The organism is Psychrobacter cibarius, assembly GCF_016107535.1.
Classification (GTDB): Bacteria; Pseudomonadota; Gammaproteobacteria; order Pseudomonadales; family Moraxellaceae; genus Psychrobacter; species Psychrobacter cibarius.
In genome coordinates, this window is sequence record NZ_JABASQ010000025.1 from 1 (window position 1) to 21,268 (window position 21,268).

At 42.2% G+C, this 21,268-nt stretch carries 19 protein-coding genes; 7 read left to right on the forward strand and 12 right to left on the reverse strand.

Translation table 11 applies throughout. The features are described 5' to 3' along the window. The first annotated feature begins 219 nt into the window (after positions 1-219). Positions 220-960: a gamma-glutamyl-gamma-aminobutyrate hydrolase family protein gene (locus JFC08_RS11715; protein ID WP_198330824.1), complete on the forward strand. Its 741-nt coding sequence runs from the start codon at positions 220-222 to the stop codon at positions 958-960. Further along, on the forward strand, positions 935-1,693 hold the full coding sequence (locus JFC08_RS11720; RefSeq protein ID WP_109590839.1) for a cupin domain-containing protein: 759 nt from the start codon (positions 935-937) through the stop codon (positions 1,691-1,693). The genes JFC08_RS11715 and JFC08_RS11720 overlap by 26 nt, the downstream gene beginning before the upstream one ends. Before the next feature lie 163 nt (positions 1,694-1,856). On the opposite strand, the gene JFC08_RS11725 is transcribed toward JFC08_RS11720, so the two are convergent. The 10 genes from JFC08_RS11725 to carA form a co-directional block, all read right to left on the reverse strand. Continuing rightward, a complete protein-coding gene (locus tag JFC08_RS11725) occupies positions 1,857-3,206 on the reverse strand; it encodes a glycosyltransferase (RefSeq protein ID WP_227697759.1) in 1,350 nt (449 codons plus the stop codon). 149 nt (positions 3,207-3,355) lie between these two features. Then, entirely contained in the window at positions 3,356-4,228 is an 873-nt protein-coding gene (locus JFC08_RS11730; RefSeq protein ID WP_198330825.1) for a TIGR03915 family putative DNA repair protein, read from the reverse strand. 57 nt (positions 4,229-4,285) lie between these two features. Continuing rightward, a complete protein-coding gene (locus JFC08_RS11735; protein ID WP_198330826.1) occupies positions 4,286-5,554 on the reverse strand; it encodes a putative DNA modification/repair radical SAM protein in 1,269 nt (422 codons plus the stop codon). 122 nt (positions 5,555-5,676) lie between these two features. Continuing rightward, a complete protein-coding gene (locus JFC08_RS11740; RefSeq protein ID WP_198330827.1) occupies positions 5,677-6,291 on the reverse strand; it encodes a hypothetical protein in 615 nt (204 codons plus the stop codon). Between the two features lie 184 nt (positions 6,292-6,475). Beyond that, complete coding sequence (locus tag JFC08_RS11745; protein ID WP_227697760.1) at positions 6,476-7,444, reverse strand: hypothetical protein; 969 nt, start codon at positions 7,442-7,444, stop codon at positions 6,476-6,478. A gap of 484 nt (positions 7,445-7,928) precedes the next feature. After that, positions 7,929-8,405, reverse strand: a complete 477-nt coding sequence (gene greA, locus JFC08_RS11750; protein ID WP_045445504.1) for a transcription elongation factor GreA — start codon at positions 8,403-8,405, stop codon at positions 7,929-7,931. Positions 8,406-8,799: 394 nt separating this feature from the next. Beyond that, positions 8,800-12,069 carry a carbamoyl-phosphate synthase large subunit gene (carB, locus tag JFC08_RS11755; protein ID WP_198330828.1) on the reverse strand — a complete coding sequence of 1,090 codons (3,270 nt, stop codon included), beginning with the start codon at positions 12,067-12,069 and terminating at the stop codon, positions 8,800-8,802. Positions 12,070-12,350: 281 nt separating this feature from the next. Further along, positions 12,351-13,136, reverse strand: a complete 786-nt coding sequence (locus JFC08_RS11760) for a hypothetical protein (protein ID WP_198330829.1) — start codon at positions 13,134-13,136, stop codon at positions 12,351-12,353. A 38-nt stretch (positions 13,137-13,174) separates the two neighbouring features. Beyond that, positions 13,175-13,987, reverse strand: coding sequence for a hypothetical protein (locus tag JFC08_RS11765; protein WP_198330830.1), 813 nt, complete (start codon positions 13,985-13,987; stop codon positions 13,175-13,177). Positions 13,988-13,990: 3 nt separating this feature from the next. Beyond that, positions 13,991-15,232, reverse strand: coding sequence for a glutamine-hydrolyzing carbamoyl-phosphate synthase small subunit (gene carA, locus JFC08_RS11770; RefSeq protein ID WP_198330831.1), 1,242 nt, complete (start codon positions 15,230-15,232; stop codon positions 13,991-13,993). A gap of 439 nt (positions 15,233-15,671) precedes the next feature. On the opposite strand from carA, the gene JFC08_RS11775 reads away from it, so the two are divergent. Then, positions 15,672-16,208 carry a gamma carbonic anhydrase family protein gene (locus JFC08_RS11775; protein WP_198330832.1) on the forward strand — a complete coding sequence of 179 codons (537 nt, stop codon included), beginning with the start codon at positions 15,672-15,674 and terminating at the stop codon, positions 16,206-16,208. 89 nt (positions 16,209-16,297) lie between these two features. Here JFC08_RS11775 and JFC08_RS11780 read toward each other — a convergent pair whose 3' ends face one another. Next, a complete protein-coding gene (locus tag JFC08_RS11780; protein ID WP_198330833.1) occupies positions 16,298-16,747 on the reverse strand; it encodes a hypothetical protein in 450 nt (149 codons plus the stop codon). A 269-nt stretch (positions 16,748-17,016) separates the two neighbouring features. On the opposite strand from JFC08_RS11780, the gene JFC08_RS11785 reads away from it, so the two are divergent. The 3 genes from JFC08_RS11785 to ppnP all read left to right on the forward strand — a co-directional run bounded on the left by JFC08_RS11785 (position 17,017) and on the right by ppnP (position 19,251). Further along, positions 17,017-17,718 carry an HAD family hydrolase gene (locus tag JFC08_RS11785; protein WP_198330834.1) on the forward strand — a complete coding sequence of 234 codons (702 nt, stop codon included), beginning with the start codon at positions 17,017-17,019 and terminating at the stop codon, positions 17,716-17,718. Positions 17,719-17,834: 116 nt separating this feature from the next. After that, positions 17,835-18,930, forward strand: a protein-coding gene (prfB, locus tag JFC08_RS11790; protein ID WP_157292386.1) for a peptide chain release factor 2 whose coding sequence is annotated in 2 segments (ribosomal slippage) — positions 17,835-17,906 and positions 17,908-18,930 — 1,095 coding nt in all. Because the reading frame shifts where the segments join, the coding sequence is not laid out codon by codon here. Positions 18,931-18,966: 36 nt separating this feature from the next. Continuing rightward, positions 18,967-19,251: a pyrimidine/purine nucleoside phosphorylase gene (gene ppnP / locus JFC08_RS11795; protein WP_198330835.1), complete on the forward strand. Its 285-nt coding sequence runs from the start codon at positions 18,967-18,969 to the stop codon at positions 19,249-19,251. A 119-nt stretch (positions 19,252-19,370) separates the two neighbouring features. Here ppnP and JFC08_RS11800 read toward each other — a convergent pair whose 3' ends face one another. Continuing rightward, positions 19,371-19,823: a GNAT family N-acetyltransferase gene (locus JFC08_RS11800; protein ID WP_198330836.1), complete on the reverse strand. Its 453-nt coding sequence runs from the start codon at positions 19,821-19,823 to the stop codon at positions 19,371-19,373. A gap of 182 nt (positions 19,824-20,005) precedes the next feature. Between JFC08_RS11800 and JFC08_RS11805 the strand changes: the two genes are divergently transcribed. Next, positions 20,006-21,142 carry a DNA topoisomerase IB gene (locus tag JFC08_RS11805; protein WP_198330837.1) on the forward strand — a complete coding sequence of 379 codons (1,137 nt, stop codon included), beginning with the start codon at positions 20,006-20,008 and terminating at the stop codon, positions 21,140-21,142. Positions 21,143-21,268 lie beyond the last annotated feature (126 nt).

Here is a 21,268-nt window from a genome sequence, read left to right on the forward strand (position 1 = left end):
CAACGGGTTATCTTCATAAAAGTAGTCTAGCATAGTGCTTATCTACTACAGCCCCTAAAATTATCTTAAATTAATGCATTTTTCCAATTTTATTATTAATATCGGCAATATTGAGATTTATAGTTTACATTTTATGAGATGCTGTGTTAAATTTTAGCTAAATAAAGGATTGAGCAATATAGACGATGAGGTCTATTTGTTATAACTAGGGAAGACGGTATGAAAAATTCTAGACCTATTATTGCTATTGTTTCTTGTCATAAGATGGTTGATGGGCAGCCAGCACAAGCGGTGTATCAAAAATATATCGATGCCGTGAATTTTTATGGTGGCAACCCCATACTGCTGCCAAATACTGCTGCCGATAGCGAAAACTTTGAGGCGCTACTGAATATCGCAGATGGGATTTTGTTAACGGGCAGTTATAGTAACGTGGCACCAACGCGTTATGGCGCGACGCATATCGAAGCGAAACAAGACTTGGGTCGTGATGAGCTGAGCTTTAAATTGTTGGATTATGCAGACAAGACTGGCACTCCATTACTGGCGGTTTGCCGAGGTTTGCAAGAGATGAATGTGCATTTTGGTGGCACGCTACATCCTGATTGGCGGGAAGTAAAGGGGTTTTATGAGCCACATTTAGAGGACAATACTCAGCCACTTGAAGTGCAGTATCAGCCAGTTCATGACGTGATTATTCAACCAAATGGCAGGCTTGCCGCCTTTGGTGAGAAATGGCACGTTAACTCGCTACATAAACAAGCAATTAATAAAGTAGGCGCGCGTTTATCAGTTGAGGCTCTAGCGCCTGATGGTTTGGTCGAAGCCATCAGCTTGTTGCAACATCCATTTATGATTGGTGTACAATGGCATCCTGAGTTAAATTATGCACAAGACGACTTGTCCAAATTTCTATTCACGGAATTCATTCACTATGCCAGCAAACCCCAAACTGAATAGCACTACTGAAGGCAATGTAGACAATGCCAGCACTGACATTGATATTAATAACAGCATTGACGCTGATGTTGCCAGCGATAAGGCGGCTGATATCGATACAGATGACGACATCAGTGGTGATGATGAAGATGAGCTGACAGACTCTGAGACAGCGATGTCAGCCGAAAATGACGAGTCGCCAGAAGAGGATATCGGTAAAAAGATCAATCAGCTGCGCCTCGCAAAAGGCTACTCGCAACGTAAGCTTGCGAAATTGTCGGGATTAACCAATACTTCTATTAGCTCCATTGAGCGCAATAAAGTCAGTCCAGCAGTGAATACGCTAAAGGCAATTTTGGCGGTATTGGGTTCTGATTTAACCACGTTTTTTAGTGATGAATGGAAGGAACCAAAGGCGAGAGTCGTGGTAACGCCGAAGGATTTGTTGGAGCTGAGCGAACCGAGTAGCAGAGTGTCGCTAAGACAGGTATATAACTGTAGCACTACCAAGAATTTGGGTTTTTTGATTGAGGTGTATCAACCGAACAGCTCAACGGAAGAAAAAATCGCCCACGAAGGTGAAGAGATTGGCACCGTTATTGAAGGCAAGATTCTTATCCGTATCGATGAGACGACGTATTTATTAAACCAAGGTGATAGCTACGTGATTGATACCATTCGCCCGCATACTTTTATCAACCCTACTGATGGCGTGACTCGCATTGTTAGTGCGCACACCCCAACGACTTATTAGGTGAGCATTTTAATAGCCATTTAATTTGATGTTTAAATAACCATAGTGATTTCCCGCACGGCTTTTAAAAATAGAAGCCGCGTTTTTTTGTATGAACTAATTCATTTTGAAAACACGCCCCAGCAAGCTGTTAGATATTAGCCTAAGTAACAAAGTAGTAGGCTTACAGGTCTTTATGATCTTGAAGCGTTTCTGAGTCAGTAAGCGGATTTGAAGTACTCATCGCTTTAGGTTTTTCTTTGATAAGCTTTACTTTAGTTTGTTTATCGGCTGGTGCAAGCGCGACATAAACAGACTCAGGCTTCTTACTAGTGGGTTTAGAGGACTTTTTTAGCGTCTTTTTAATTCTTTTGACAGCAGCGGCATCGCTTGCAGCTTGTTCCTCTGCGAGCGAGTCGTCGTATAAACCTTGGTAGACAGCGAGGGTTTCTTCAATCATCTCACGCATGGTGAATTTGTTGGTCATTTCAGGGCGTGTGATGCTTTCTAATTGATTTCTCACGGCTTTACATAGCGCATTGGCATTGTATTTTTTGACCAGCCCTTGAGGATATAGCGGCTGTAAAATCTCACTAAATGCGGCCTGATCCCAACCAATAACGGGCGTGCCTAAATGAATCGCTTGTAAGGCGTTGATGCCGATTGATTCAGGTTCATTCGCAAGCGCCATCACGATATTGGCGGCTGAGAGCCATTCACGCATGTCATTACGTTTGCTACCTACATAAGTAATTCGATCAGCCAACCCTAATGTATTAGTGCGTTGGCGGAAATCTTCATGCGCGACGTCACCATCTCTATAATCATCATCCATGATAATGACGTGGATGTTAGGGAACTGCTCTTGCAAGTTGCCCAAAATATCAATCAGCCATTCCTGACCATATTCGTTGCCAATAATGGTTGGAAATACCAGCCATTTTTTATGCTCAAGCTCAGGATATTCAGCAAAAGTATGCCGTAACCAATAAACAGATGGATTATGACGATAAGGATAGCGGCGCGTATCGATACCACGGTAGATGCGTTTGATGACTTTGGGGTCTGCATCTTCTCGGCGCAGGCCTTTTTTTAGATAATTGGTCACACTATCGGAGACAGTAATGATGGTATCGACATCGAGTAAGGCTTGAGAGTATTTATTGATTGGATAAAAACCATACATGGTTGATACTAGCTTTGGTATCCGCTTGACACGGGCGCGGCGCAATGCTAAATGCAGTATCCATGCAGGTGTGCGTGAGTGCACATGGATCACGTCAGGATCGTACTCTTCAATTAAACGCCGCAGCGCCGTGACTTGTAGTAACGACAGCCAAGACTTTTTATTCATATGCAGCTGATGATAGTTATTGCCATCACGCTTTAGGCGTTTGACCAGATCATTATCTTCATCGGCGCTAGAGACGATGATGGAGGTATGGCCATTTTTGACCAATGCGCGTCCAAGATGAAAAATACCGCGCTCGGATTCATCATGCTTTAAAGACGATAATAAGCGCATAACTTTCATAATGGCATTGGTGACCAGTTGATAATAACAAGTGGCTATTGTCAGTTAAAAGCCGCCAAAACTCAACCATCAAGATAAAAAGATAAGGTTATATGGTCGAGTTTCTAAGAGAGAGACGCATAAAGGCTTGAATCGAAGGATAAAAGCCGTTAACGACGTTTCTGTAAATGCTCAGCATTTGGCAGTACTTGTTTTTCGCTTAAGTATTTCCAATAGCGCTGCGGCAAGTATTGCTTATGCAAACGTGGGTTTTTACGCTCTTTGATATTGACGTTGGTAAAGTAACCTTGCCAAAATTTTTGATAGCGCTGCTCATCCTCGCTATGAATACTGGCAGGATTGCGCAGCACGGTATCATCTAAATCAGTGATGGTTTGCAGGGCAGCGGGGCGTTTAGGCGTGCTTTGGTTCTTGTCATAATAAATGCCATAGCCACGGGATAAATCATAAATCGCCCAGTGTTGGTCTTGGTAGCGCTGACGAAAATGCTCGCCAATTAGCGGTAAGACATTAAAATCAGGCTCTACTCGCGCAAAATAGATATCGTCATTGGTATGCTCAAAACGTACAAAGGCTTCCATACGATGTTTCTCACGACCGACTGATTTGACAGTTTGCACCAGCTCTAAAACATTAAGATTACCCAAATCCTCCATGATAGAGCGATTAGGGTAGTCAATGGCATATTTGACTACCTGAAATAAAATCGTACCGATATTGTCTTTTTCGGATAAAAATCCCCAAAGGATATTACGCATACCGGAACGACCTAAGAGCTGATTAAGCTTGGTCAGTACGCGTTCGGCATTGTCTTCATCAGTAGTAACGCTAGTCGCTTGTGCGATTAATGAAGGTACATAGCAGTCTTGGGCGATTAACTGTAGAGAATCATCGTTTTGCAGTTTATTGGCATAGACATAAAATACCGCACTCAGCCAACCCTCAAAACTTGGCTCATAAAGCACGATGCTGGGTGTTAAGTGACCGACAGTATAGTCGTGGCTTTGCAGCAGTTGTGACATCTATATTCCTATTTAAAATAGTAATCATTGAAACAATGCTAATTACAACAGTGCTATTTAAAACAGCGCCAGCTGCCCATTACGTTGATCTTTATACTTGGTCTGCGTCTGTGCCAATACATATTGCCGGAAGTTATCACGCGTTAAATGCGCTAAATGTTCGTTTTTTCCGGTAGTTGCGATGAAGTATTTGGCGCGATTGACAGCCGCGCCCATTTTTTTGAGATGATAAAGTGTCAACTGGTTAAACTTGCGCGCCTTCACTATCTTTTTAGCCGTTTTGGTGCCGATACCGGGAATGCGGACAATCATCTCATAGCTTGCGGTTTGAATATTGACCGGAAAATGCTCGCGATGGCGGATTGCCCAAGCAAGCTTTGGGTCGAAGTCTAAATCTAAAAATGGCGAGTCTGGTTCAACGATTTCATGCGCGCCAAAACCATAAAAACGCATCAGCCAATCCGCTTGATACAGACGGTTTTCACGTATCATTGGCATAGGCGTCCCAATCGCTGGCAGGCGACTGTCAGACAACATCGGCACATAGCCTGAATAGTAGACGCGCTTCAAATCATATTGCTGATAAAAATGACTCGATAGCTGAATCACTTGCAAGTCAGTCTCGTTACTCGCGCCAACAATCATTTGACTGGTTTGACCTGCTGGCACAAATTTCGGTGCTTTTTTATGGGTTTTACGGCTCTCTTTGATCGTAATAATTTCAGTTTTAACGGTTTCCATCGGTGCTTTTAATTCATCATGCGACTTCTCTGGTGCGAGTAAAGCCAAGCCAGATATCGTTGGAATCTCGATATTAACGCTGAGACGATCGGCGTATAATCCCGCTTCTAACAGCAACTCTTTTGATGCACCCGGAATGGTCTTTAAATGGATATAGCCATTAAAGCGTTCACGTGTCCGCAATATCTTAGCGACCTCAACCAGTCGCTCCATCGTATAATCGCCACTCTTAAAAATACCTGAGCTCAGAAACAGCCCTTCGATATAGTTACGACGATAAAACTGCATGGTTAAATCAACGACTTCCTCGACGCTAAAAGCAGCGCGCGGGGTGTCATTACTTTTACGTGAGGTGCAATAAGCACAGTCGTAAATACAGTGATTGGTTAAGAGGATTTTTAACAAGCTGACGCAGCGACCATCTTCAGTGTAGCTGTGACAAATACCAGTTGCAGAAGCATCGCCAAGCCCACCGCCTTGGTTTTTGCGCGTACCAGCGGAGGATGAGCAAGAAACATCATATTTAGCAGCATCCGCTAAAATATTAAGCTTGCCTTGTAGTCGTTCATAATTGATGGTGGCCATAATAGGAGATTACCAATTCATTTATAGGCTATTATTTTAGCAAATAGGCTTGTAAGTCACTGTAATTATTAGAGAAAAATAGATTAAATGCGACAACTGCTGTCGTGCGATTTATGAAGTTTTTAATGAGAGGAGCAGGGGTTAGGCAAGATTTGAACCACTTCATCTGAGAAGTGGTTTTTGATAATCAGACGTCCTTTTTTATCGAACTCAGCATCGTACTTGGGATAAATCGCAGATTCACTATTGCCATGAGTTGAAGATAAAGCTACCTCTTTATCGGAGAAAAAATGACGGGCAACCCAGAGTTTTTGGTCATTGTTATACTCAACACTACACTGACTTTTCGTATCAAAGTCAAAGTATAGGTCGAAATTTTGTTTTTTATCCCCACGACCAAATAGTATATTAGTGCCGCACGGACTACCACAGCCGATATAGACATGATAAGTATCTTTATCGATTTTTTTGAGCGAAGTATGGTTCCAGCCGTAGCTACCCATGTCATCCATAAGCACAGTTTCTATTACTTCGCCATTATTTAACGTTTTGCTTTTAAGGATATAACCATCATCGCAATATTCATGACCGTCTTTACTCATATAGGCAGTACAAATTTTTGACATATAAAAGCTAGCGTCAAATTCTGGTTCGGCAGCTTCAGCCCAAGATATAGAACTCAAAATACAGCCATAAGTGATAAAAGCCAATGAATAGAGAGGAGTAAATTTATACATGGAAATAATGACCGGATATTTGTTTTGAGTTAATAGCACTATAGCAAAAGGTTGGTTGTTAAGGAATAAGGTACACTCATCAAAAAGGTCTTGCTGACTAGGAAATTAGCCGGCAAGACCTTTTATTAATTTTAAGATTAATTAAATAACAATACTTTCAAATCTAAACTTTCAAATCTAATTTTTACTGAACCTTCGCACGTATAACAACCGTTTGCGGTGCGTTAGCAGGAAGATCTACCAAGTTCCATTTGAGTCCAGAGTAATTTTCTGTGATGACTACAGTGTTGCCAACTTGTTGGATAGTCTGATAACTGTCGCCACCTGTTGTCGCAAGCGTTGGTAGTGGGCTATTCAATGATACCAATTGCACGCCATTTGGCAGTGACACCATGGCATTGATGTCAGTGACGGGTTGTGCCGTGGTATTGGTATAAGTGGTGTGGTATTCGATGATGTCGCCAGGTGCGATATGGTTCGCAGGTACAGCCACTTCGCGACCATCTTTGTTTTTTAATATTTTCATCACTTTGGTTTGTGCATTCACCACGTCAGGCGTACTAAAGGTCGGTGTCAGTTGCAGAGCATCTAAAGACGTAGATACTATTTGCGTCGTTGCAGGTTGGTTCGTCACTACGGTTGTCGTTGGCGTATTGATGACTGGCAATTGGGTAGCCGTCGTCACAGGCAATACTTGTGTCACGCTAGTCGTCGGCACAGCTATGACATCAACCTTGCTTGTTTGATTGGTCATCTGGTTAGTCACAGGTACGCTCGTAACCGTGGTGCTGCCTTGGGTGACGACCGTATTGCTCGCACCATTACTGGCTACTTGGCGAACCGTATAGCGTGGAACGTTAGTTACTTGAGTCACAGCATAAGGCATGCCGTCTTGCATAGTGATGCCGTGTGGTGTCGCTGTAATGGTCGCGGTTTTACCGTCAGAATACTGCTCAACGACGGTAGTGCTAATACCAGCAGACGAAGTGATGGCGATCTCAGGCGCAGCATGTGCGGTAGATACCGTCAATAAAGCGCCTGCTAAGATTGTTGGAATAGAAGTGCTTATCACGCTTTTTTTGATGAGGCTGTGCTGGGTAAATGCCTTCTTATTTATAGTCAGTAACGCTGGCATATCGATGTGTATGGTCATAATAGATTCCTTTAAGATAACAGTAAATAAAGCCGCTAATGTAGTAGTAGAAAGCAAAGCGTAAAAAATAACGCTTAGAAAACAACAGCTAGAAAAGAAAAACCCCCGTCAAATGAGCATGTAAACCATGTCAAATAACGAGGGTAAAGATACTAATGATAGCCAACGTTCGCTATCTCTCCATCATTATTTTAGTCAGTTGCTAAGCACTGATGTCTAATGTTTATAATGAGACATTTGTAATAGTTACAAGGCTCAGCATCTATACTCGAGCAATTATGCGCTAAAAAAAACAGACTAAAAAAGCAGCGTTGTGTAACTTCTGCTCTATTCATAATGAGGTTGTGTACTACTTTCTACGCTCATTTGCTAAGCAAATTGCCAGCTGATTCGCGTTAAAATGCTTCTGTTATCAAAAGCTTTTTATTTATCAAAGAATTGCTATTAAAGGCTTTCTATCCAGATATTTCTCAAATAAGAAAAATTAATCGTAAATCACTTTCATGATTTCGTATTCGACCACGCCTTTTGGCGTTTCAATACGTGCTTCATCGCCTTCAGACTTACCAATCAAACCACGTGCGATCGGTGAATTGACTGAGATTTTACCCGCTTTAAAGTCTGCTTCGTCATCACCAACGATTTTGTATTGTTTTTCTTCTCCGGTGTCCATGTTTTCGATAACGACGCTCACGCCGAATATCACACGACCATCTTTTGGTAATGTTGCAGGATCAATCACTTGCGCGCCGCCAAGTTTGGCTTCGATATCGCGAATACGCGCTTCACAAAAACCTTGCTGCTCACGAGCTGCATGATATTCAGCATTTTCTTTTAAATCGCCGTGTTCACGGGCTTCAGCGATAGAAGCAGTGATGCGTGGACGGTCGATACTTTTTAACTGTTTTAATTCGGCTTCTAGAGCCGCATGTCCTTGCGGAGTCATGGGATAACGTTGCATGTTTTTTCCTTAAACCAATAACACCACACCATCTCCTACTCTTAGTGAATAGTGAGATGGTGTCAGTGTTGTTGCAATGAGTATGTGAAGATATAAAAAGAATGAGGTTTAGACTGAGTAACAACTAAACACGCGCTTATCTGTGAGCATGGATACACTGACAGACAAGGCACATTAACCTTACGTAATAAAAAGCATAGTCGCAGTTTAGCCACTATGCTTTTTAGGTCTATCTTTTTAAAACTTTATTTTTTTGAAGTACTGCTTTTTTAAGCCGTACGTTTTTTAAAGCACTACTGTTATATAAAAATCGATAACAAGTTTTGCATCCGCTGTTAAACGAGCGTTGCCGTTATGCTTAATCTACTGAAATTATGCTGCTAAGTCAATAGAGCTAAGCAATAGTCTTTGCTTGTTCGTGCAAATCTTGTAGCTTATAGACCTCAAACGGTAGGTCAATGGCATAAGATTTACAAACCGCGTCTGCCGCCCCTAAAGTCGTCACATAAAATACTTTACCTTGCAGGGCACTACGGCGGATAGAGAATGAATCCTCTTGTGCCTGTTTGCCTTCAGTGGTATTGATAATAAGGTCGATTTTACCATTTTTCAAGGCATCGACGATGTGCGGGCGACCTTCGGTAACTTTATTGATTTGCTTGCACTCAATACCGGCGTCGCTCAATATTTTTTGCGTACCAGTGGTTGATACAATGTTAAAACCAAAGTCGACAAGCTGGCGAGCGATAGGGGCGATTTGTGCTTTGTCACTATCACGTACTGAGATAAAGACAGTTTTGGTTTCGCCTTCGGTCGGTAGACCTGGCAGACGCTCATTACTACCGATAATGGCTTTATAAAATGCTTCGCCAAAGGTTTTACCGACGCCCATCACTTCGCCCGTTGATTTCATCTCAGGGCTCAAGATTGGATCAACTCCAGGGAATTTAGCAAACGGGAATACCGCTTCTTTGACCGCGAAAAATGCTGGAACAATTTCAGTGGTAAAGCCTTGGTCTTTTAGTGAGGTGCCAGCCATGCAGCGTGCCGCGATTTGTGCTAAAGAAGTACCAATACATTTAGAGACAAACGGCACGGTACGGGCAGCGCGAGGGTTCACTTCTAAGATATAAATCGTTTCACCTTTTACGGCAAACTGTACGTTCATTAAGCCGACAACACCAAGCTCTTTTGCCATGGCGACCGTTTGCGCGCGCATCACATCGCACAGCTCATCAGACAATGAGTAAGGTGGCAATGAACAGGCAGAGTCACCAGAGTGCACGCCTGCTTGTTCGATATGCTGCATGATACCGCCAATCACGACGTCAGTACCATCGCTAACACAGTCGACATCGACTTCGATCGCATCGTCTAAGAAGCGGTCTAATAGTACGGGCGCTTCGTTTGATGCTTGTACCGCGGTACGCAAGTAGTGTCTTAGCTCGTCTTCGTTATAGACAATTTCCATCGCGCGACCACCCAGTACATATGATGGGCGTACAACTAGAGGATAGCCAACGTCTTTTGCCTTGACCAAACCATCTTCTAAGCTCGTCGCTAAAGCATTGGTTGGTTGGATAAGATTCAGCTGCTGAATCATATGTTGGAAGCGTTCGCGGTCTTCTGCGCGGTCAATCGCATCTGGGCTAGTACCAATGATTTTTACGCCAGCAGCTTCAAGGGCACGGGCCAGTTTCAATGGTGTTTGACCACCAAACTGTACAATCACACCATCAGGATTTTCGATACGCACAATCTCTAATACGTCTTCAAGCGTGATTGGCTCAAAATATAAACGGTCAGAGGTGTCATAATCGGTCGAAACGGTTTCAGGGTTACAGTTGACCATGATGGTCTCGTAGCCGTCTTCGCGCATAGCAAGGGCTGCGTGGACACAGCAATAGTCAAACTCGATACCTTGACCGATACGGTTAGGCCCGCCACCGATAACCATGATTTTCTTGTTATTCGTTGGGTTGGCTTCACATTCGCTATCGTAGGTTGAGTACATATAGGCGGTGCTGGTGGCAAATTCTGCGGCACAGGTATCGACGCGCTTATAGACTGGATAGACGTTTAAGTCCCAACGCTTTTTACGTAGTTGCTTTTGTGAGACACCAAGGAGTTTTGCTAAACGCAAATCTGATAAACCTTTACGCTTAAAGCTGCGTAAGTTCTTCTCACTTAAACCACCGAAGCCTAAGGCTTTGACTTGAGCTTCAGTTTTCACGATATCTTCGATTTGTACCAAGAACCATGGATCGATTTTGGTTAAGTTGAATACTTCATCGACGCTCATACCAATACGGAAAGCATCCGCAATATAATAAATACGTTCAGGCGTTGGAATGGTTAAGCGATTGGTAATCTCGCTTCGTGCTTTTTCAATGCTCAGATTACCGTCTTTGATAGCAGCAAAGTCAATTTGCTCATCAAAACCATCATTGCCAGTTTCCATACCACGTAATGCTTTTTGCATCGACTCTTGGAAGTTACGACCAATCGCCATGACTTCACCAACCGATTTCATTTGGGTTGATAAAACACTATCTGCTTGTGGGAATTTTTCAAAGTTAAAACGTGGAATTTTTGTGACCACATAATCAAGCGCAGGCTCAAAGCTGGCTGGCGTTTTGCCACCCGTAATGTCATTTTGCAATTCATCTAGCGTGTAACCAATTGCCAGTTTTGCCGCGATTTTAGCAATCGGGAAGCCCGTTGCTTTTGATGCCAATGCTGATGAGCGTGACACACGTGGATTCATCTCGATGACGACCATACGACCAGTATCAGGGTTAATACCGAACTGAACGTTTGAGCCGCCGGTTTCAACGCCGATTTCACGTAGTACTGCCAATGAGGCATTACGCATGATTTGGTATTCTTTGTCGGTCAAGGTCTGTGCTGGCGCAACTGTGATTGAGTCGCCAGTATGCACACCCATTGGGTCAAAGTTCTCAATCGCACAAATGATAATGCAGTTGTCGTTTTTGTCACGAACCACTTCCATCTCGTATTCTTTCCAACCGATTAATGATTCATCGATTAGCAATTGATGGTTTGGTGATAAGTCAAAACCGCGTTCGCAAATCTCGATAAATTCATCGCGGTTATAAGCGATACCGCCGCCTGAGCCGCCCATGGTGAACGACGGACGAATGATACACGGATAGCCCATTTTTTCTTGGGTCGCAAATGCTTCTTCCATGGTCTCAGCGGTTTCAGCGCGCGGACATTCAAGGCCGATACGCTTCATCGCTTTATCGAACAAGTTGCGATCTTCTGCCATCTCGATTGAGTCTTTGGTCGCGCCAATCAATTCGCAGTTGTACTTGGTCAAGACGCCATGCTTGTCTAATTCTAAGGCACAGTTTAGCGCCGTCTGACCACCCATGGTTGGCAAGATCGCGTCAGGACGTTCTTTGGCAATGATTTGCTCAACGGTCTGCCAAGTAATTGGCTCAATATAAGTCGCGTCCGCCATGGTAGGGTCAGTCATGATGGTCGCAGGGTTTGAGTTGACCAAGATGACGCGGTAGCCTTCTTCTTTTAGCGCTTTACAGGCCTGTGCACCCGAATAATCAAACTCACATGCTTGACCGATGACGATAGGACCTGCGCCTATGATAAGAATGCTTTTTATGTCGATACGTTTTGGCATAATGTTTTTAAGTCCTATTTTGGCGGATTGGGATTTATTAAGTATTTAAAGAAAATTTAGAGAAATAGCATTTTGATATAGCGGTAGTTCAGTCATAGCTTGATTCGTTACAAAGTGATGATAGTTCACGATAAAAAAATATGTGTACGAGCTTCATTTATATATTTTTAACAACACTTTTGATTCTATGGTAATGAATGCGAAAAATTGTTCATATTAAAAGTTAGTTTAACGTACAAATAGACAGACCAAGAAATAAAAGTGCTGCTCCACAGCTATTGCTAATTAATACGTTTATGCATAATTCCTCTAGCTAGATATCCGCAAGTCATATAATTAGCATATATAAATAAAGGCATCACAGGCTCTCCACTTCTTTCTCCAACTCTTAGATTGGTCAGTTCTTTAATCTCTTTATAATCTGCTGAGTTGAGGAAATCTTCATAAGCGTCTTCAAGGCCTTGTTGCTTTAATTTATAATTAAAATCACTATCTAGGTCGTTGATATCACCTATTTGAGATGCCATTACAAGATCGTCTATAAAAAAGTGGTTTAGCATTGTTATACCATCTTTCACCTCTTCAATAGAGTGATCATCAACATATTCGTAGGCAAAATACTGAGCAAATCTTTTATACCTTGAAGGTTGATTGGCGTACGTTAGGCATTGAGCCATCATTTTTTTTTCGTTTTCAAGGTCTCCAGTACTTAAAGCCTGACTATAAGTATCGTATTGTTCAGTTATTCCAGCCACATCTTGATCAAAGGCATAGTTGTAAAAAGCGATAGGGTATAAATTGTAAATACGATCGAGTATGGACTCAGCCAGTTGTGCTTCATCAAAACTTAAATCGGGCAATGAAAACTCGCTATACATTTCGGCATCAAGATCATCGCCATATTTCGCAACGAATTGATTGTATTCACTATTATCCGACAAGGTGGTAACTGCAGCAACTGTATTAATCTGTGCGTGAGCCGATGATGTCGCCATGACTAACACTAAAGATAAGAAAAGTAATCGAATTTTAATTGATATGCTTTTTATCATTTTACTACACATCATGTTTCAACCTTTTTAGTTAGTGACTAGCAGTATTAAAACTAAGACGTAAGTTTTCTAAACAAACCGTCTTTGAACTGATACTTGATCAGACGGTTAGTCATCTCACTGTATATGTATTCCTCTGATTTAATCACAACTGGGAAGCTTATTACCTTATTCTTAGGCTCGTAACGAAAGAACGGCATTTCTATAGGGCCATTTGGAGAATGAGCACTATACTCAAACCCAAGCGCATTAGTAGTTCTTGATGAAGTTTGAATAATATTAGGATAAATAAGCTTATCACCTTTAATTTCGTAGAGATTGATAGATTCGCTACGAGCAATATTTGAATAAATACCGCGCTCAATAAGCATATAGATCGTTTTCTCACTGTCTTTTTCATCAGGCAGTTTGATAGTCTTCACTGCCATAACATCACGGTTTATGGCATTAGTTAATATATGATCTGTCTGTTCACTTTGAAATTGAATCAAACCATCAAAGTGGTGCATAGTACCGCCATTAAGCTCATCCCAAGATAGAGTGCGAAACTTGCCATCCATCGAAGTCTGAATATTTACCCCAGTAGCGCTAGCAAGGCTCAGCTCACAAGATATACTATTAGGTAAGCTAATATAGCTTGCGACCACATCATAAAAGTTAGCTGTAGCCTTCTTGAATAAATCCCAATCATTATTCCCATAATAATTAGAATAATTCCTCATAGACTTATAATGCGCTGCTAAGTTTTTATCAACTGCTTTACATGAATCTGCCAATGCAGCTTGACTAGCAGCAATCGATAAAGCAAAAGTAATAACAGTATGCTTTAAAAAAAGAAATCGTAATTTACCGTTATTACTTTTCATTATTTAAGCCTTCGCTATCTTAGACTTTGCCATCATATCTGCAAACTTATCAAACAGTGGCGCGCAGTCATGCGGACCTGGGCTGGCTTCTGGATGACCTTGGAAGCTAAAGACTGGCTTGTTGGTCAGCTCGATACCTTGGTTGGTACCGTCAAATAGTGAGCGATGGGTAGATTTAACGTTATCAGGCAGCGTGTCTTCATCAACCGCAAAGCCATGATTTTGACTGGTAATCATAACTGTGCCAGCTGCCACATCTTGTACTGGATGGTTGGCACCGTGATGACCGGTTTTCATTTTAATGGTGTTTGCGCCGCTAGCTAGACCAATCAGCTGATGACCTAAACAGATACCAAAGGTTGGTACATCAGTTTTTTCAATGATATGACGTACGGCATCGATAGCATAGTCGCAGGCTGCAGGGTCGCCAGGACCGTTTGATAAAAAGATACCATCTGGATTCATCGCCAGCACATCTGCGATAGGCGTTTGTGCAGGAACGACGGTTACATGACAGCCGCGGTCAACCAGCATACGCAGGATATTGGTTTTGCTACCGAAGTCATAAGCAACGACATTGTATTTTGCTTCGATATGCGTGCCTAGTTGCTTGAAAAATCCGCCTGTACCGCTATCATGACTGCCAATGGCATCACGGTTAAGTAGGGTATCTGATAAGTCCCACGTACCTGCTGTCCATTCGAACGTCTCTTTAGTACAGCATTCTTTTGCCAAGTCCATGCCTTCGATACCAGCAAACTCTTGTGCCAATTTGATGGCTTGTTGCTCGTCATCATGGCTAATTGTTTCGCCGTTGGATGCGGTCATAATACAGCCATTTTGTGCGCCTTTATCACGTAGTAGGCGGGTCAATTGACGGGTATCAATTTCAGCGATAGCGACAGTATCGTTACGTGATAAATAGTCGCTTAATGATTCTGAGTTACGGAAGTTAGAAGTAACCATGGTGGCATCACGGATGATAAGACCGTCTGCCCATACCTGATGACCATTGCCAGACTCAGTGTCCTCGCTATTGGTACCGGTATTGCCAATGTGCGGATAGGTTAGGGTGACCAGCTGGCGCGCATAACTTGGGTCGGTTAGGATTTCTTGGTACCCTGTCATGGCTGTATTAAACACCACCTCACCGACACGATGACCGAGACTGCCGATACTCACACCGCGAAAAATCGTACCGTCTGCTAATGCCAAAATTGCTTGTATTTCTGCCGATGAATTCAAGGTTTGCCTCCGCTGTTATTGGTGAGTGCCATAATTTTTTATGATTAAATTTTGGATTGAACGCGGCTTTTTTGTATCGCAAAAATTGCTATTAATGGATACTAAAAAACACCTAAACCCAAAATTTTTCCACAAAAAAGCGAGAAGACATTATTGATGGAAACTACAAAACCCACTAGATAGTGAATAGGTAACTTGCATCATGTCCGCTCGCTTAGGCACAGATTTTGCGCATTATATACAATCTGCCCGCAGATAGCCAGCCGATTTTTAGATTGAAAAGTATGCCTTTAATTATTAGCCGTTAATAGCGCTGGATTTTCCCTTTTGGCTTTGCCACAATGGACATCAAATCGAGATATCTGGTCTTTATGATTCGCTTTCATGACTAATTTTCATGACTGACCTATTTCATTACTATATATAACAAGGAGCCGTTATGATTTATCAATATTTAGACAAGGTGCCCGAATTCGCGGTACCTTTTAGTGGTTGGGTCGCAGACTCAGCACGAGTGATAGGTGATGTCTATTTGGGTCATCAAGCTAATGTGTGGTTTGGGGCAGTGATTCGCGGTGACAATGAACGCATTCATATCGGCGATTATAGTAATGTGCAAGAAAACAGCGTCATTCATACTGATGCAGGCATTGAGGTCAAAATAGGTGATTATGTTACCATTGGTCATTTAGCGATGCTGCACGGCTGCGAAGTCGGTGATAACAGTTTGATTGGTATCGGTGCAGTGGTATTGAACAATGCCAAAATTGGTAAAAATTGCATTATTGGTGCTAAGGCGTTGGTCACTGAAGGCAAAGAGATTCCAGACAACTCACTCGTCATGGGTGCGCCTGCGAAGGTGGTCAAAACCTTAACGGACGAGCAAGCAGCGATGTTGAAATTATCAGCGATGCATTATGCGGAGCGTTGTCAAAAATTTAAAACGGGCTTAACAGAAGTAGCTATGCCTGATTAAGTAGAAATTTATAAAGAATCCTTGAATTGTCTGATATTGATCTATTGTTTTTAAATAAATAAGGCAAACGTTTTTTACATAGAGAGGTTTTATACCATCAGCATCATGACCAGCCAAATAATGGCAAAAATGATAATACCAATAATCAGTCCACGAAAAATATCATGGCGTATAGAGTAGTCATTAAGGTAAGCGTTATGATTGGTTGTTTCGTTGATGTTGAGTGCATTGACGCTTTCAGCGCCAGCATTTTTACCAACGATAAAACCCATGATTGCGCCTACGACCAACATAAATGGGGTGAATAACCAAAAAACGTCGCCATTACCTATACCAGCTATTGAGCGAATAACCACGATAGCAAGATCGATCAGTAAACCGCCAACGCCGTACATCACACCATTTAAGAGCGCATACAGTATACGGTCGAAAGGTGATTGATAGCTTTTACCCAGCTGACGTTGTCTGATTTCTTTGATCGAACGGGCAGGGCGACGCGTTTTACTTGGCAAAACATTTTTGACATCAGGCGTTTCCATGCGATTCTCTATTTTTATGATGAAGTAAGTAAAACAGATACTAGGGCGTATCACCATTTTTAGCACCATTTAGGCACTTTCGTTCAGATTGAGGACACAGCCTAACCACAAGTTATATAAATAAAGTTACCATAATTTTGTTTGGTAAACAGTAGCATTCACGAAAAATTATTGAGAAATTTTTTCATATCATTATCTATCTCCAAAGCGGAAGTTATTAAAAAACAGTTGTATTTCTGTCCTTTAACAAAAAAAAATAAGGTCTCATTATGCAGGCAACACAAGCAAAACTTTCTCCAAAAGAGCTGGCACTTTTTGATTTAGATCATACTTTGCTCGACGTCGATAGCGACTATTTATGGGGCGAGTATATCGTCAAGTATAATCTGGTTGACGAAGCTGAATATCGCACCGCCAACCAAAAGTTTTATCAAGATTACATCGAAGGTACGCTTGATGCGACCGAATATAATGAATTTGTGGCGCAGTTTTTGAGTAGCTTACCAATGGATAGATTACATGAGCTACGCGAAGATTATATTAAGACGGAAATCGAGCCGCACATACGCCCAAAAGCGATGGAAGTACTCTGTCAGCATGTTGAAAAAGGTCATGAAGTGGTGATTATTTCTGCAACCAATGATTTTGTAGTATCAGCCATTGCCAAGCGTTTCGGTATTGAAGACGCCAATGTGCTATCGACGCCACTTGAAATAAAAAACGAGCGCTATACGGGTAAACTTACCGACAAACCAAACTTTAAAGAGGGTAAGATTTACCATCTGAATAAATGGCTAGAGAAGCAGCAATCAGCAGGCACGACTTTTAATAAAACTTATGCCTATTCAGATTCCAAAAATGATATTCCACTGCTTGAGTGGGCGGATGTGGCTATTTGTGTGTCACCCGACGATGCGCTACATGCTCATGCGTTGTCGCATCGCTGGGCAGTAGAGGATTGGTCGATTTAGGCTGTTTAACGTTATTTAATATAAAGCCAGTCATAATTAGCCAACTATTTATCGTCAATCTCATTTAAAATAGCGCCATATCAGTGAGATATTTATTTAAAAAGACAGGAAACTTTATGGAAATCAATCCGTATCAAGAACGAATCAAAGATTTATCAGAGCGTGGGCAGGACTTGCGGAGGTATCTTTGACTTCGATGGTAAGCAAGAACGCTTAGAAGAAGTCAATTTAGAGTTAGAAAACCCCGAGCTATGGAATGATCCAGAGCGTGCGACTAAAATTAATAAAGAAAAAAGCCAGCTTGATGGCGTCATCGATGTTGTGGTGTCGCTTGAGAGCACATTGGAAGATGCGTCTGCCATGCTGGAGCTGGCGGTAGAAGCAGAGGATGAATCCTTGCTAGCGGATGTGCAAGCAGAGCTCGACAATGCGGAGAAACGCGTTGCGGATTTAGAGTTCCGTCGCATGTTTAGTGGTGAGATGGATCCTAATAACTGCTACTTAGATATCCAGTCGGGTAGTGGCGGCACCGAAGCGCAAGATTGGGCGGAGATGCTGTTGCGTATGTATACCCGCTGGGCGGAATCGCATGGCTTCAAAGTTGAGGTCATTGAGGTGTCTTCTGGTAGCGTGGCTGGTATTAAATCAGCAACGATTGAGATTAAAGGGGATTACGCTTTTGGTTGGTTACGTACCGAAATCGGCGTGCATCGCTTAGTCCGTAAATCGCCATTTGATAGCAATAACGGTCGTCATACCTCGTTTGCTGCCGTTTTTGTGTCGCCTGAAATTGATGATAATATCGAGATTGATATCAATCCAGCAGATTTGCGTATCGATACTTATCGTTCATCTGGCGCAGGTGGTCAGCATGTAAACACGACCGATTCTGCGGTACGTATCACCCACGAGCCAAGTGGCGTGGTGGTCACTTGTCAGAACGAGCGTAGCCAGCATGGGAACAAAGCGACGGCGATGAAGTTGTTACGTGCTAAGCTTTATGAGCTTGAGATGCAAAAACGCATGGAATCTCAGCAAGCGGTCGAGGATGGCAAGTCAGACGTCGGTTGGGGCAGTCAAATTCGCTCTTATGTACTTGATGACTCGCGTATCAAAGACTTGCGTACTGGCGTTGAAACCTTTAATACTGGTGCGGTACTCGATGGCGACCTCGATCAGTTTATCGAAGCGAGCCTAAAAGCAGGATTATAAAATACAATAGTAACTAATATTTAATTAAGGAAAATTATGCCGAGCGTTAACAGTTATTTTGATGATAAAGTCACTTCTATTGCCTTTCAAACGGCAACTAAGCCTGCAACAGTTGGGGTGATGGAAATTGGCGAGTACGAATTTGGCACCAGCGAATTTGAAACCATGAGCGTGGTCAGTGGTGCATTGACGGTCAAGCTACCAGAGAGTGATGAATGGCAAACCTTTAATGCGGGTAACCAATTTACGGTTGAAGCCAATCAGAAGTTTCAAGTAAAAGTGGCAGTAGAAACAGCATATCTATGCGTTTACGGTAAATAATGTCTAAGCTGCTTTAATCTAAAGCCGTATTGATAAAAAAACGCCAAGTGTTAAACACTTGGTGTTTTTTTATGATTGCATTTTGAGATAAATTTGAGTCATAAAGCATTGAACGACCATTATAGGTTTTTACGATACTGCACCATGTCTGTTAAGCTTGCGACATTGTCATACAATCGGCGTGCGTCGGTATTACTTTCTTGAGTTTTCCAATAAACGTGATTACAGCATTTCTCATCGGCAAAATTATATACGCCTTCAATTAAAATTCGTCCAATACTTTGTCCACGTACAGACTCATCGACATAAAGATCTTGTAAATAACAACATGCCATGCTGCTCCATGTCGTTGGATGTAGCACCACATGGGTAATACCTACTAACTTGTCGTCCTGCCAAGCACCAAAACCATAAATCGGCACGTTACTATCGAGCAAACTGTGCCACGTGTTTTGGATGGTACTTGATGGCAAACTGGTCTCATAAAATTTTAGATAGTTTTGCCACAAAGGTAACCAAAATTCGTAATCGTCTTTAGATAATGCTGCTATCTTTATAGAAGTATTTTTCATTGTGTTTTATTCAAATTAAATTGTAATTGTTGTCAAATTATGGCTCAAAAGCTCATTATTTAGAACCCTTTTAAGCATGTTTTTTTTACACATCGATTACACTTTGCTCGTGGCAAATAAACAGCAAAAACCATCGCAATTCATTATGCTAAAACGACTATTTTATCAATCGAGTATCTATTATGGCGACGCTAAATGACCAAACAACCACGCAAGACATACGCCATGATTATGAAAAACTCGCTCGCCTTGCTAATCTGCGCTATGTCAGTGATGATGAGCTTGGGTTTACGCGTAGGCGTTGGGGGCGCGGGTTTACTTATAAGGACGCCACAGGCAAAACGGTCAAAGACAAAGCCTTGCGTCAGCGTTTTAATGCGCTAGTGATACCGCCGATGTGGTCAGAGGTTTGGATATGCCAAGATGATAAAGGGCACTTGCAATCGACGGGGCGCGATGACAAAGCACGAAAACAGTATCTGTATCACCCTGAGTGGGATCGCGTACGTGACCAAGCCAAGTTTGATGCCATGATAGGCTTCGCTAGAGCATTGCCGAATCTACGTGCACAAGTCGAAAAAGACTTGAAGGCTAAATCATTATCCCGTGAAAATGTCTTATCAGCAGTGATCAAACTATTAGAAACGACATTGATTCGTATCGGTAACAGCCGCTATGCCAAGCTTAATAAGAGCTATGGTTTGAGTACTTTACGCAGTAAGCACGTGAGCGAAACTGATAATGGACTGGCGTTTGATTTTGTCGGTAAAAGTGCCAAAGAGCATCATATTGAATTGCAAGATGAGCGTTTGATTGAGATTGTGCAGGCATGTTCTGAGCTACCTGGTTATCAGATTTTTAAATATTTAGATGACGATGGTCACAAGCAAGTCGTCGACAGTAGCGATATCAATGACTATCTACGCATGCATACTAGCGGTCATAGTCATAGTCATGACAGTGAGATGTATGGCGGTAATTTATATAGCGCAAAGGACTTTCGTACTTGGATGGCCAGTGTCCTTGCCGCCAGTTACCTGCATGATGAGCTACAGAGCGCTCAGGGCAAAGCAATATTAGCCAGTGAACCTGATAGCAAAGAACGTCAGCAACTGGTGACTGATATGGTAAAAAGCGTCGCTGATGAGCTTGGCAATACGCCAACGGTGTGCCGATCTTCTTATATTGATCCCATTATTATAGAGCGCTTTTTGGCGGGGCAGTTCTTTGAACCTTATAAACAAGCGCGCCGTGGACGTACTAAACAGCATCAAAGTTATGGAGAAAAGGCGCTGCTGGGATTTTTAAGTGGCTGCTGAGTGCTTTGAAATAAAGTTCCATCAAGAGTTTGTGATTGAATTATAAAAATGATACGTTATGTATTGAAATAAATATTAAAATGCGTTACTAATAGAGTCTATTCACATTGATATGTGCGAACAAGC